The organism is Paenibacillus sp. FSL R5-0810 (assembly GCF_038002285.1).
Classification (GTDB): Bacteria; Bacillota; Bacilli; order Paenibacillales; family Paenibacillaceae; genus Paenibacillus_AQ; species Paenibacillus_AQ lactis.
Map to the genome: position 1 here is coordinate 5920202 of NZ_JBBOCF010000001.1, position 13484 is coordinate 5933685.

General features: G+C 49.8%; 19 protein-coding genes. All 19 read left to right on the forward strand.

Annotated features, from left to right (window positions below):
• Positions 1–11 precede the first annotated feature (11 nt).
• The 19 genes from rpmD to sat all read left to right on the forward strand — a co-directional run bounded on the left by rpmD (position 12) and on the right by sat (position 13440).
• Positions 12–197, forward strand: coding sequence for a 50S ribosomal protein L30 (gene rpmD / locus MKX76_RS26135; RefSeq protein WP_007132553.1), 186 nt, complete (start codon positions 12–14; stop codon positions 195–197).
• Between the two features lie 45 nt (positions 198–242).
• Positions 243–683: a 50S ribosomal protein L15 gene (rplO, locus tag MKX76_RS26140; RefSeq protein WP_007132552.1), complete on the forward strand. Its 441-nt coding sequence runs from the start codon at positions 243–245 to the stop codon at positions 681–683.
• Positions 683–1981: a preprotein translocase subunit SecY gene (gene secY / locus MKX76_RS26145; protein ID WP_341034843.1), complete on the forward strand. Its 1299-nt coding sequence runs from the start codon at positions 683–685 to the stop codon at positions 1979–1981. Before rplO ends, secY begins: the two co-directional genes overlap by 1 nt.
• 86 nt (positions 1982–2067) lie before the next feature.
• Positions 2068–2712 (forward strand): adenylate kinase, encoded by a 645-nt coding sequence (locus MKX76_RS26150; RefSeq protein ID WP_007132550.1) that lies wholly within the window; start codon positions 2068–2070, stop codon positions 2710–2712.
• Positions 2713–2717: 5 nt separating this feature from the next.
• Positions 2718–3470 (forward strand): type I methionyl aminopeptidase, encoded by a 753-nt coding sequence (gene map, locus MKX76_RS26155; protein ID WP_341034844.1) that lies wholly within the window; start codon positions 2718–2720, stop codon positions 3468–3470.
• Positions 3471–3479: 9 nt separating this feature from the next.
• On the forward strand, positions 3480–3785 hold the full coding sequence (locus MKX76_RS26160; protein WP_028406460.1) for a KOW domain-containing RNA-binding protein: 306 nt from the start codon (positions 3480–3482) through the stop codon (positions 3783–3785).
• 2 nt (positions 3786–3787) lie between these two features.
• On the forward strand, positions 3788–4003 hold the full coding sequence (infA, locus tag MKX76_RS26165; protein WP_007132547.1) for a translation initiation factor IF-1: 216 nt from the start codon (positions 3788–3790) through the stop codon (positions 4001–4003).
• 131 nt (positions 4004–4134) lie between these two features.
• Positions 4135–4248, forward strand: a complete 114-nt coding sequence (gene rpmJ / locus MKX76_RS26170; RefSeq protein ID WP_003333770.1) for a 50S ribosomal protein L36 — start codon at positions 4135–4137, stop codon at positions 4246–4248.
• 20 nt (positions 4249–4268) lie between these two features.
• Positions 4269–4637, forward strand: coding sequence for a 30S ribosomal protein S13 (rpsM, locus tag MKX76_RS26175; protein WP_007132546.1), 369 nt, complete (start codon positions 4269–4271; stop codon positions 4635–4637).
• Positions 4638–4656: 19 nt separating this feature from the next.
• Complete coding sequence (gene rpsK / locus MKX76_RS26180; protein ID WP_007132545.1) at positions 4657–5052, forward strand: 30S ribosomal protein S11; 396 nt, start codon at positions 4657–4659, stop codon at positions 5050–5052.
• Between the two features lie 134 nt (positions 5053–5186).
• Positions 5187–6131: a DNA-directed RNA polymerase subunit alpha gene (locus MKX76_RS26185; protein ID WP_007132544.1), complete on the forward strand. Its 945-nt coding sequence runs from the start codon at positions 5187–5189 to the stop codon at positions 6129–6131.
• A 40-nt stretch (positions 6132–6171) separates the two neighbouring features.
• Complete coding sequence (gene rplQ, locus MKX76_RS26190; protein ID WP_007132543.1) at positions 6172–6537, forward strand: 50S ribosomal protein L17; 366 nt, start codon at positions 6172–6174, stop codon at positions 6535–6537.
• Between the two features lie 351 nt (positions 6538–6888).
• On the forward strand, positions 6889–7695 hold the full coding sequence (gene truA, locus MKX76_RS26195; RefSeq protein ID WP_341034845.1) for a tRNA pseudouridine(38-40) synthase TruA: 807 nt from the start codon (positions 6889–6891) through the stop codon (positions 7693–7695).
• 329 nt (positions 7696–8024) lie between these two features.
• Positions 8025–8462, forward strand: a complete 438-nt coding sequence (rplM, locus tag MKX76_RS26200; RefSeq protein WP_007132541.1) for a 50S ribosomal protein L13 — start codon at positions 8025–8027, stop codon at positions 8460–8462.
• A gap of 20 nt (positions 8463–8482) precedes the next feature.
• Positions 8483–8875 carry a 30S ribosomal protein S9 gene (gene rpsI / locus MKX76_RS26205; RefSeq protein WP_007132540.1) on the forward strand — a complete coding sequence of 131 codons (393 nt, stop codon included), beginning with the start codon at positions 8483–8485 and terminating at the stop codon, positions 8873–8875.
• A gap of 336 nt (positions 8876–9211) precedes the next feature.
• Positions 9212–9655 (forward strand): MarR family winged helix-turn-helix transcriptional regulator, encoded by a 444-nt coding sequence (locus MKX76_RS26210; protein WP_028406969.1) that lies wholly within the window; start codon positions 9212–9214, stop codon positions 9653–9655.
• A gap of 15 nt (positions 9656–9670) precedes the next feature.
• Entirely contained in the window at positions 9671–11323 is a 1653-nt protein-coding gene (locus MKX76_RS26215) for an MDR family MFS transporter (protein WP_341034846.1), read from the forward strand.
• A 206-nt stretch (positions 11324–11529) separates the two neighbouring features.
• Complete coding sequence (locus MKX76_RS26220; RefSeq protein ID WP_007132537.1) at positions 11530–12222, forward strand: phosphoadenylyl-sulfate reductase; 693 nt, start codon at positions 11530–11532, stop codon at positions 12220–12222.
• Between the two features lie 48 nt (positions 12223–12270).
• Entirely contained in the window at positions 12271–13440 is a 1170-nt protein-coding gene (gene sat, locus MKX76_RS26225) for a sulfate adenylyltransferase (RefSeq protein ID WP_007132536.1), read from the forward strand.
• Positions 13441–13484: the final 44 nt, after the last annotated feature.

Genomic DNA, 13484 nt, shown 5'->3' on the forward strand with positions numbered 1-13484 from the left:
GAGGGAATCTCATGGCTAAACTTGAAATCACCCTCGTACGCAGCGTGATTGGACGTCCAGAGGATCAGCGTGCAACCGTGAAGACACTCGGACTTCGTAAAATCAACCATTCCGTGGTTCAAAACGACAATCCTGCGATTCGCGGAATGATCAAGAAAGTAAATCACCTGGTTTCTGTTAAAGAAATCGAAGGTTAATCCCGGGAAAGAGATCCCGGACATATTAAGGAGGTGCAACGAACGATGAAGTTACATGAGCTGAGCCCAGCACCTGGTTCCCGCAAAGAGCGCAAGCGCGTTGGCCGCGGTACGAGCAGCGGTACGGGTAAAACATCAGGTCGCGGTCACAAAGGACAAAACGCTCGTTCCGGCGGTGGTGTGCGTCCAGGCTTTGAAGGCGGACAGAACCCGTTGTATCGTCGTCTTCCAAAGCGTGGTTTCGTAAACCCAACCCGCAAAGAGTACGCGATTGTGAACATCGAAGAGCTTAACAGCTTTGCAGCAGGTACTGAAGTGACTCCAGAAGTTTTGGTTGAGAGCGGTATTGTTAACAATACGAAGAGCGGAATCAAAATTCTTGGCAACGGTGAAGTTACCGTTTCTTTGACTGTAAAAGCTAATAAGTTTTCTCAATCTGCGGTAGAGAAGATCGAGGCTGCCGGCGGTAAAACCGAGGTGATCTAATGGTTAAGACCCTGAAAAATATATGGCGTGTCGAGGACCTACGGAAACGGATATTGTTCACACTGTTCGTTTTGATCATTTTCCGTCTCGGATCGTTTGTACCGGTACCCGGTGTCAATAAAGAAGTCTTTACGCAGACGAATCAAGCAGGAAACGAATTGTTTGGTCTCCTTAACACGTTCTCGGGGGGCGCACTGTCGCAGTTTTCGATCTTTGCTCTCTCGATATTTCCATATATTACGTCGTCCATTATCGTTCAGCTGTTATCGATGGACGTCATTCCGAAGTTTACGGAATGGAACAAACAAGGGGAACACGGTAAGAAGCAGTTGGCTCAGATTACCCGTTATGGTACGGTAATATTGGGTCTCATTCAGGCCTTCGGGATGTCGGTCGGTTTCAACCGTTTATATGGCGCCGACATGATTCCTGGAGCAACGTTCGTGGATTATCTCGTCATTGCAATCGTGCTTACTGCGGGTACCGCATTCCTGATGTGGCTCGGTGAGCAGATTACCGAACGGGGAATCGGCAACGGAATATCGATTATTATCTTTGCAGGTATTGCTGCTGGAATCCCGATGCATATCCGGACTTTGGTCGAATCGAACTTCATTCAGGATAACCAAATCTTCCTGAATACGCTGAAGGGTGTCATCATCCTTCTGATTCTGGTTCTGATCATCACGGGTGTTGTATTCATCCAGCAAGGGATCCGCAAGATTCCTGTACAATACGCGAAGCGTGTTGTAGGCAATAAAATGTACGGTGGACAGAACACGCACATTCCATTGAAGATTAACGCTGCAGGGGTAATCCCGGTAATCTTCGCGATGTCGCTGCTCCAATTCCCGGTCATCCTATCCAGCTTCTGGGCTGACATGGCTTGGGCGAAATGGGTTACCGCGAATTTGGCATATGACAGCCCGCTTGGAATGGTCCTCTATGTTCTCATGATCATTGGTTTCACCTTCTTCTACACATTCGTGCAGATGAACCCGAACCAAATGGCGGATAACATGAAGAAGAACGGCGGTTATGTACCAGGCATCCGTCCTGGTAAGGCAACCGAGAAGTATCTGACACGGGTGATGACCCGTCTGACCATGACAGGAGCTCTGTTCCTGGCCGTGATCTCTGTGCTTCCAGTGTTCTTCGGGGCGCTTGCAGGACTTCCACGTACGGTTCAGATCGGCGGAACCTCCTTGCTCATCGTTGTCGGTGTTGCACTGGATACGATGAAGCAAATTGAGAGCCAGCTGATCAAACGTCATTACAAAGGTTTTATCAATAAATAGGCGATAGGTTCCGGCGAGTAGGCTTTACTGCTTCCCGGCGCCTATTGTGTTGTTCTTGCTACTGGCAAGAGGAGGGAGTGACTTAAGTGAACATTTTATTCATGGGTCCTCCTGGGGCAGGAAAAGGAACGCAAGCAGAGCATATCGTGAATGAATTCGGTATCCCTCATATCTCGACCGGCGATGCATTTCGCCTCGCGATCAAGCAGGGCACTCCGGTTGGAGTGAAAGCGAAGGAGTACATCGATCAAGGCCTGCTGGTGCCTGATGATGTAACGATTGGTATCGTGGAAGAGCGATTGCAGCAGTCCGATTGCGAAAAAGGTTTCTTATTGGACGGTTTTCCAAGAACCCTTTCGCAAGCGGAAGCGCTGGATGACATTCTCTCCCGCATGAACACCAGTCTTGATCATGTCATCAACCTGAAAGTGGATCGGGATAAGCTTCTGGCCCGCCTTACAGGCCGCCGGATTTGCAAATCTTGCGGTTCGACTTATCATGTGATCTTTAATCCTCCTAAACAGGAAGGCATTTGTGATAAATGCGGCGGCGAATTGTATCAGCGCTCCGACGATAACGAAGAGAGCGTCGGCATTCGCTTGGACGAATATATCAACAAAACAGCACCACTCCTCACGTTTTATGAGAACAAAGGTCTTTTGCGTCAAATCGATGGTGATCAGGAAATCGACGCGGTTTCCGCACAAATTGCGTCTTTACTGCGAGGTTAACGATAATGATCATTTGTAAATCCGAAGCGGAACTGAGCTTGATGAGAGAAGCAGGAAGAATTGTGGCGGAATGCCACAAGCTCCTTGCCGCTCATGTAGAACCGGGCATTACGACCGGGGAACTGGACCTTATGGCCGACAAGTTCATTCGAAGCCAAGGCGCTGTGCCATCTTTCAAAGGCTACAACGGATTTCCTTCCAGCATTTGCGCATCAGTCAATGAAGAATTGGTGCATGGATTTCCAGGCAAACGCAAATTAATCGAAGGCGATATCGTAACGTTTGATATTGGTGCGCAGTACGAGGGTTACCATGGTGACTCGGCATGGACCTACGGGGTCGGCGAAATTTCCGAAGAAGCCCAGCGTCTGCTGGACGTAACGGAAGGGTCGCTCTATGCCGGACTCGCGCTTGTCAAACCGGATGTCCGCTTGTTTACAATCTCTCACGCCATCCAGCGCTATATCGAGGATGCAGGCTTTTCTGTCGTCCGGGAATACGTCGGTCATGGTGTGGGTACAGAACTGCATGAGGATCCGCAAATTCCGAATTACGGCGTACCCGACCGGGGACCAAGGCTAAAGCCGGGCATGGTGCTTGCGATTGAACCGATGGTTAACGCCGGAAAACGGCATGTTAAGACGCTGGAAGACAACTGGACGGTAGTAACGGTCGATGGCTCCATGTGCGCTCACTTCGAGCATACGGTAGCGGTGACGCCGGACGGTATGGAAATTTTGACGAAGCTGCCGGAATAGGTGATGAACTTGAACAAGGAAGTCACGATGCAAGTCGGCCAGATTGTTAAAGTGCTGAAGGGCAGAGATGCCGGACAGTATGCCGTTATCGTTTCGATGGAGGATTCCAGGTTCGCATGGATCGCGGATGGGGACAAACGGAAGTTTGACGGAGCGAAGAAGAAGAATGTTCTTCATCTGGAGCCCCAGCCCTTCATTAGCAGTGAAGTTGTAAACAGTTTGCAAGAAAGCGGTCGGGTCACAAACGGAAAGCTGCGGTTTGCCGTAAGCCGGTTTGTATCCGATAAATCCAAGGCTGATCAGAAAGGAGACTAATTGTGGCTAAAGAAGATGTCATTGAAGTCGAAGGAACGGTTATTGAACCGTTGCCGAATGCTACCTTTAGAGTCGAGCTGGAGAATGGTCATCAAATTCTCGCTCATGTTTCCGGAAAGTTGCGGATGCACTTTATCCGTATTCTTACAGGAGACAAAGTGGTTGTTCAACTCTCGCCGTACGATTTGACCAAAGGTCGCATCACGTACCGTAAATAGATTTTCGGTTCCCCTGGGGAATCAAAGAGCTGCGAAGCGGTTTTACAGATGTAAAACTCAGCAGCGGCTACAAACGTCCGTTTAGTTACGAAGCTGGTTTTACAACGTAAAACTTGGAGGAGGTAATTAGCATGAAGGTAAGACCTTCTGTAAAGCCTATTTGCGAAAAATGCAAAGTCATTCGCCGCAAAGGGAACGTAATGGTTATCTGTGAAAATCCGAAGCACAAACAAAAACAAGGTTAAAGAAGGGGGTGTAGCGTAAAATGGCTCGTATAGCTGGTGTGGATTTGCCACGTGACAAACGCGTTGAGATCGCCTTGACTTACATTTTCGGAATCGGTAAAACGACTTCCCAGAAAGTTCTGAAGGAAACTGGCATCAATCCGGACACTCGTGTTCGTGATTTGACAGAAGATGAAGTCAGCAAATTGCGCGAAACGATCGACAAAATGGTTAAGGTAGAAGGTGACCTGCGTCGTGAAATTTCCTTAAATATTAAACGTCTTACGGAGATTGGCTGCTACCGCGGTATTCGTCACCGTCGCGGCTTGCCTGTTCGTGGACAACGTACAAAAACCAATGCTCGTACACGCAAAGGTCCTCGTCGTACCGTAGCGAACAAGAAGAAATAAGAAAGGGGGATAACAGACAATGGCTAAACCAAAAAAAGTCGTACGTACTAAACGTCGTGACCGCAAAAATATTGAAAGTGGCGTGGCTCATATCCGTTCCACGTTCAACAATACGATCGTAACGATTACGGATCCTCACGGAAACGCGATTTCTTGGGCAAGCTCCGGCGGCCTTGGATTTAAAGGCTCCCGTAAGTCGACCCCGTTCGCTGCGCAAATGGCTGCTGAAACAGCTGCCAAAGCGGCTATGGAGCACGGTATGAAATCGGTGGAAGTAATGGTTAAAGGTCCTGGCGCTGGTCGTGAAGCAGCGATTCGTTCCCTGCAAGCAGCTGGCCTTGAAGTCAACCTGATCAAAGACGTTACACCAATTCCGCATAACGGATGCCGCCCACCAAAACGTCGTCGCGTATAATGAAGTCATCCTGTTAGTGTGGTATAAAACTAGTGCAATCTGCTAAGAATGGTTGTTTAGGCATACTACTACATGGATTACTGGATAAGATGACAGTTTCATATAGGAGCGACGTTTGAAGGAGGGGTACTTGCGTGATTGAAATCGAAAAGCCGAAAATTGAGACCGTTGATGTCAATGAAGAAGGAACCTATGGGAAATTCGTAGTGGAACCGCTGGAGCGCGGTTACGGCACAACGCTGGGGAATTCACTTCGCCGCATTCTGCTGTCCTCGCTCCCGGGCGCTGCGGTTACATCGATTCAAATCGATGGCGTACTGCATGAATTTTCCACGATTCCGGGTGTCATGGAAGACGTGACCGAAATCATTCTGAACCTGAAAGCTTTGTCGCTCAAGATTCATTCCGACGAAGAAAAAGTGTTCGAGATTGATGCGGAGGGTGAAGGGGTTGTTACCGCTGGTGACATTCGCGCGGATAGCGATGTGGAGATTCTGAATCCGGATCTTCATATTGCAACGCTCGGCCCTGGTGCAAGACTTCATATGCGTATTTTTGCTAGTCGCGGTCGTGGCTATGTCCAGGCGGATCGGAACAAACGCGATGACCAGCCTATCGGCGTCATTCCCGTCGATTCGATCTATACTCCGATTAGCCGTGTTAATTACGGCGTGGAAAATACGCGTGTTGGTCAAGTAACCAACTACGACAAATTGACGCTTGAAATCTGGACGGATGGAAGCATTCGGCCGGAGGAGGCTGTAAGCCTCGGCGCCAAAATCTTGACGGAGCATCTGTTCCTCTTCGTGGGTCTGACTGACGAAGCGAAGGACGCAGAGATCATGGTTGAGAAGGAAGAAGACAAGAAAGAAAAAGTGCTTGAAATGACGATCGAGGAGCTGGATCTTTCCGTTCGTTCCTACAACTGCTTGAAGCGTGCCGGCATTAATACGGTACAAGAGCTGACCACGAAAACCGAAGAGGATATGATGAAAGTCCGGAACCTCGGACGCAAATCCTTGGAGGAAGTACAAGAGAAGCTCGAAGAGCTTGGCCTGGGACTTCGTACGGAAGATTAAGCTTTCAATCGGCTTAGCTTAGCAAAGGAGGGAATAACAGATGGCATACCAAAAGTTGGGCCGCGATTCCAGTGCGCGTAAAGCGTTGTTCCGTGACCTGGTAACCGACCTTTTCTTATATGAGCGCATTCAAACGACAGAAGCGAAAGCGAAAGAAGTTCGTTCGATCGCTGAGAAGCTGATCACGCGGGCAAAGAAGGGTGATCTTCATGCTCGTCGTCAAGTAGCTGCATTCGTACGTCGTGAGACGGTGGATGGCGAACAGGACGCAATTCAAAAACTGTTCTCCGAAATCGCACCTCGTTACGCAGAGCGTCCAGGCGGATACACTCGTATCCTGAAGCTGGGTCCTCGTCGTGGTGACGCAGCTCCAATGGTTTACTTGGAACTGGTGGATCGCGCGTAAGATTGTTTTCATGAAGTGACTGTAGTTATGTATGCCCGGCTCTACGCATGTTTATTCGCCCTGCGAATACGGGGTAGAGCCAGCAGGGGACGTGGTACGAGATCTAGTCGAGCATTCGATGGTTCGACTCGTCTCGACTGCCCCATGGGCAATGATAACGGGGACCTTCTAGTCATGCGGCTGACTCGAAGGGTTTTAGCCAAGCATGATGAAAAGGAGCTCCTTTGGGGCTCTTTTTTTGATCATCAAGAACGTCTACACCGCTCTGAAGGGGAATGGATCCGATCGGATGCCGGCACCTTAGCGTAATGGGGATCGTGTAGTAGACGGCAAGCATTACAGGAGGGCAGCATGCGGAATCTTCTGATGAAAGTCAGTTACGACGGTACCGATTATAACGGCTTTCAAACCCAGCCGGGTGGCCACACGATTCAGGATTATTTGGAGGAGGCTATTCACCGCTTATCCGGTGAGCAGTTGAAAATCACAGCATCGGGACGGACGGATGCCGGCGTGCATGCGCGCGGTCAGGTGTTTAATTTTTACACGGCTTCCCCAATCCCGCTGGAGCGTTGGTGCATGGCCTTAAATACCTGGCTGCCGGAAGATATCGTGGTCACGGAAGCGATGGAGGTGCCGGAGGATTTCCATTCCCGCCGCGCAGCCAAGCGTAAAACGTACCGCTATACGATCAATGCGAACCAGTTCCCTGATATTTTTAACCGCAGATACCAGATCCATCATTACGGGAAGCTGGATATCGAAGCCATGCGGCAGGGACTTTCTCATCTGATCGGGACGCATGATTACACGACGTTTGCATCACGCAAGTCGACGAAGCCGTCCCATGTACGTACGATATTCGACGCCTGGATCGAGACGGATACGTCGATGTGCCGACCGGGCACGAAAGATCAAGGAATCATTCATACGTATTTGACCGGCAACGGCTTCCTTCAGCATATGGTCCGGATTATTATGGGGACGCTGATCGAAGTGGGTGAAGGCAGACGCCATCCGGATGATATGCGGGCGATTCTGGAAGCCAAAAACCGGGCAGCAGCCGGGCCTACCGCCATGAGCAAAGGTCTGATGCTGTGGGAAGTGGAATATGATATCCCCTCGATAGCGGAGACTCCATCCATTCAAACGACCTGAACACGCTGTGCTTCAGTTAGTAGACGGGTGGGAGCCGCTGCAAGCGAGGCTGTCATACAGAGTGGCTAGAACGGTTCTTGACGTGTTTGGCGACTTGTTCGAGTAAAGCGGGAAGCATAACCTGGAAAGCCTAAAAAACACTTGCGTAAGCAGGTTGAATCCTGTATTATATTAGTTGTGTTTTCTTAACGGCTCTCCCACAGCCCCGGTTAAGAAGATGCCACAGAATGACGTAACACGAAGCTACAACATGAACATGCATTACACATGAACGAAGATAAATGATGATAATGAAATGATTTTCGGACGAATACAAGGAGGAACTATACATGCGTACCACCTATATGGCGAAGCCAAATGAAGTTGAGCGCAAATGGTACATCGTTGATGCCGAAGGCAAGACGCTTGGCCGTTTGGCAAGTGAAGTTGCGGCTCTGATCCGCGGCAAACATAAGCCTCAATTTACTCCACATGTTGACACAGGGGATTTCGTAATTGTTATCAATTCCGAGAAAATCCGCCTCACTGGCAAGAAGATGGAGAACAAGAAGTACTATCGTCACTCCCTGCATCCAGGTGGATTGAAAGTAACTGCAGCTCAAGACCTGATTGCAAAATTCCCGGAACGCGTGATCGAAAGCGCAGTTCACGGTATGCTTCCTAAAACTCGCATGGGCGAGAAAATGAAGCTGAGACTGAAAGCATATGCAGGCACAGCACATCCACATGAAGCACAAAAACCAGAAGTTTACGAACTTCGCGGTTAATTAAAAAGGAGGACAGTTTCATGGCTCAAGTACAATACTATGGGACAGGTCGTCGTAAGCACTCGGTAGCACGTGTACGCCTCGTACCGGGTGAAGGACGCATTGTCATCAATAAACGTGATATTAATGAATACTTCGGTTTGGAAACCCTCAAACTGATCGTTAAACAACCTTTGAATCTGACAGAAACAGCTGGTAAGTATGACGTGCTCGTTATCGCTCATGGCGGCGGTATTTCCGGTCAAGCCGGCGCGATCCGTCACGGCATCTCCCGTGCTCTTCTGAAAGCAGATCCGGAGCTTCGCGGTTCCCTGAAAAAAGCTGGATTCCTGACTCGCGACCCTCGTATGAAAGAACGTAAGAAATACGGTCTTAAAGCAGCTCGTCGCGCACCTCAGTTCTCCAAGCGTTAATTTACAGCATCCAAGAGTCCTTGGCCAATTATGGTCAAGGGCTTTTTTGCGTTTGGGGATAAGTGCCATCAATGATGGAAGCCATAAGCCGTTTATGCACAGCGGATTCAGCGTATCAAGAGAATCAGGAGGAAATTCCAATATCAAATAAAAGGCCCTTATGCACAATATGTGCACAGCCTGTGAAAAAACGCTGATGTTGTCTATGACAAATGATATAGCCCCACTTGACTCCATATGTAAATAGCGTTATATTATTTATTGTCGTTTAATTAACAACTTAAATAATTAATATTTAATCATTAATTAGATAAGTAATTGGAAAGGAGGATACGGATGGATCGGAACGAAGAGCTTTTTCAGGTGTCGTCCATGTTCCGTGCCCTGCTCAAGAACATTTCGCAGGATTGGAACAAGACGAGTGCGGGGAAATACAATTTAACCTTTCCGCAATTTCAAGTCCTGTACGTATTGAAGATGCGGGGCCCGCAGAAAGTTTCCGAGCTTGCGGAAGCTTTGTCGCTGACGCCGCCGGCGATTACGGGGCTTACGGACAAATTATTCGCCGAAGGGTATGTTCAGAAGGAGCGCGCAGAGGATGACCGCCGAGTCGTTAATATTACGATTCTGGATGCGGGCTTGGAGATGATACAGAAGGTCAAGCGCGACCAGAAAGAAATGATACAGGGCTTCTTCGACATACTGTCCGAAGAAGATATACAGCATTTGAAACGGATTTTCTCATTAATGCTGTCCAATATAGACCAACACAAGGGGTAGGGGTGGAAAAAGAATATGGAGCACTTAACGCTTAAACGCAAAATATCCATCATGATCGCAATCATGGCCGCGATGTTTTTCGCTGCAATCAACCAGACGATTACAAGCACGGCGATGCCGCGCATTATCGCGATCTTGGATGGAATGGATTATTATACGTGGACGATTAACATCTACTTATTAACCTCCACGATTGCGACCATTCTGGTCGGTAAGCTGTCCGACATGTTCGGACGGAAGCCGTTTATACTTATTGGGATATTGTTTTTCATGCTGGGTGCCTTTTTAACGGGTACGTCGACGGATGTGTACCAATTTATCATTTACCGTGGTATTCAGGGTATCGGTGCAGGCATTATCCAGTCTACGGCATTCACGGCGGTCGGCGACTTGTTCGCACCGCGTGAACGGGGCAAATGGATGGGGCTGATGACGGCTGTATTCGGATTCTCGAGCGTGCTCGGGCCGACGCTAGGCGGTTATCTGGTCGACCATATCGAATGGCGCTGGCTGTTCTGGATTTTCCTCCCGCTGGGCATTGTTGCTTTCATCATGATATTGTCGCTGTTTCCGAAGGTGGATCGCAAGAAGGGGCAGTCGATCGACTATTTGGGCTCCTTGTTCCTGACAACATCGATCGTTCCGCTGCTGCTGGCTTTCTCTTGGGCAGGGACCGAATATCCATGGGGATCGTCGCAGATCATCGGATTAATCGCGGCTTCCATCGTATCGGCTATCATCTTTATCCTTATTGAGATGAAAGTGAAGGAGCCGATCCTTCCGCTTAGCTTGTTTAAGAACAGCGTCGTGACCATTTCCAATCTGATCGGATTCATTATGAACTTCGGTTTGATGGGAGCCATGATTTATATTTCCTTCTATGTGCAAGGCGTGCTGGGGATATCGCCGACCTATGCAGGTTATGTGACCATTCCGATGTCCGTCTTCATGATGGGCATGAGCGCCGTCGTCGGCCAGTTGATCGCCAAGAGCGGCAAGTACAAGCGCTATGCGCTGATCGGTGTGCCGATTATGATCGTCGGTATGGGAATCATGGTAGTTATGGATAACCTCTGGCTGACGGTTATCAGTACGATTATCTTCGGCCTCGGCCTTGGGCTCGGTATGCCGGTCTTCTCCTTGGCAACGCAAAACGCAGTTCCTCACAAGGAGCTTGGCGTGGTGACGGCTTCCTCCCAATTGTTCCGTAACCTGGGGGGGACCATCGGGATCGCCGTTATGGGTACGGTCATGTCCAACAGCTTGACCAAAAACCTGAAGGAGGCGCTGCAATCGCCGCAGGCCCCTGATTTCAGCTCGCTCGATCCGCAGATGGCGCAGCAAATGCTGACTTTTGCGAATCCGCAGACGCTGATGAACAAACCGTTGATTGAGCAGACGCAAGCGAATCTTCCTGCCGATGTACAGCCGCTCTTCATGCAGATGATCGACAGCATCCGCGATGCGCTGGGCAACACGCTGTCCATGGTATTCCTGACAGGAGCCCTCGTGCTTGTCATTGCGCTCTTGCTGGTGTTCTTCTTGAAGGAAGTGCCGCTGCGTACCAGCAACCAAGGACCTGCTCCTCAGCAGGGCGACAAGCCGTCCGCAGACGGCCTTGGAAAAACGAATATCAAAGCTGCCGAGCCATCTTTGGCAGCGGATTAAGCCGTCACTCTTCGAGCATATGGAACCTCCAAATGTTCAATAAAGACCCGATGAAAATCCTTTCTTGCGTATGCAGGGAAGGATTTTTTTGGCTTCGTGCGGATGATGATTTGAGGTTGACATTTATTAGGAATGTTTTATACTGAAGGTAATTCATATTATTTCAGTAGGAATATCGGGTTTAAATCGGGGGAGGCATCCAAAACATGAATTTGCTGGAGAAAGAAGATTTGATCAAGGTGCAGGCGGAAGAGCTTGAGCACAAGTCCGCCGAGGAAGTTATCGAATATGCGATCCGCACGTTTCCGAACATCACCTTTGCGTGCAGCTTCGGTGCGGAAGACGTCGTATTGGTTGATATGATTCAGAAGATCAGCCCGTCCACGGATATTTTTTATCTGGATACCGATTTTCACTTTAAGGAAACGTACGAGACTCGCGACCGGTTAGCCGAGCGGTACGGCTTGGAATTTGTCCGGGTATCTCCGCTTATTACGCCGGAGGAGCAGGCCGCTCAGCATGGCGAGGCTCTATGGAGCGTGAATCCGAACCAATGCTGCAACATTCGTAAGGTTGAGCCGTTAACCCGCATTTTGTCTCAATATGAAGCCTGGATTACCGGGATCCGCAGAGACCAAGCACCTACCCGGGCGAATGCCAAGAAGATCGAATACGATACGAAATTCGGACTTGTCAAATTTAATCCGATCGCCGGTTGGACCAGTGAAGACGTATGGAACTATATCCGCGCGAATGATGTGATTTATAACCCGCTGCATGATCAGAACTATCCGAGCATCGGATGCGAATATTGCACGAGACAAGTGATGCCTGGCGAAGATCCGCGTGCAGGACGCTGGTCCGGCCATGAGAAAACCGAGTGCGGACTTCATAAATAATCCGATCCACATACCCAACGATGGGAGTCACAAGAGGAGGAATCATTCATGACAGCAATACTCCCCCATGGCGGAACGCTGGTGCAGCGGGTCGTCCAAGGAGAAGAACGCGAAGCTTTATTGAAGCAGGCAGGCACTTTTCAAGCAATTCGGGTCAATGCCTGGACGATCTCGGATCTGGATCTGATCGGCGTAGGGGCCTTCTCGCCGTTGCAAGGATTTCTGAATGAGCAGGATTATAATGCTGTCGTTTCTTCCATGCGGCTCTCAGACGGAACCGTATGGAGCATTCCGATTACGCTTGCGGTGAATGAGGAGACGGCAGCCAAGCTTGAGGTTGGCCGGAAGGCAGCGCTGGTCGGAGAAGAAGACGGCGTTATTTACGGCGTTATTGATGTGGAGAGCATTTATCAGGTTGATCAGAAGCTGGAGGCTGTTCAAGTATTTAAGACGGACGATCCGGAGCATCCCGGCGTTAAAAAGCTGTTTGAGCGCCCATCCACCTACGTAGGCGGGCCGATCCAGGTGCTGAATCGTCCGCAGCCGGAGCGTTTTCGCGAGTTTTATTTCGACCCATCCGAGACGAGAAAGGCTTTCCGGGACAAAGGATGGAACACCGTTGTCGGTTTCCAGACACGCAACCCGGTTCACCGCGCACATGAGTACATTCAGAAGAGCGCTATGGAAATCGTGGATGCCTTATTCCTGAATCCGCTGGTCGGGGAGACCAAATCGGACGATGTGCCGGCTGATGTGCGGATGAAGAGCTATTTAACCTTGCTGAAGCATTACTATCCGGAGGATCGGACCTTCCTTGGGGTATTTCCTGCCGCCATGCGCTATGCGGGCCCAAGGGAAGCCATCTTTCATGCCATGGTTCGGAAAAACTACGGCTGCACGCATTTCATCGTAGGCCGGGATCATGCCGGCGTAGGCGACTATTACGGCACGTATGAGGCCCAGGAAATCTTCAAGAACTTCACGGCAGAGGAGCTCGGCATTACGCCGCTGTTCTTCGAGCACAGCTTCTTCTGCAAGACTTGCGGCAATATGGCGTCGAGCAAAACCTGCCCGCATCCGAAGGAGGACCACTTGACCTTGTCGGGTACGAAGGTTCGCGGTCTGCTGCGGGACGGCGTTTGCCCGCCGCCTGAATTTACGCGTCCAGAGGTTGCTCAGGTGCTGATTGAGGGTATGAAGGAGCGGGTCTCCGTTTAGTCTGAGGTCATAAATAACCACCTTGTCCCATATGATGGAGTTAG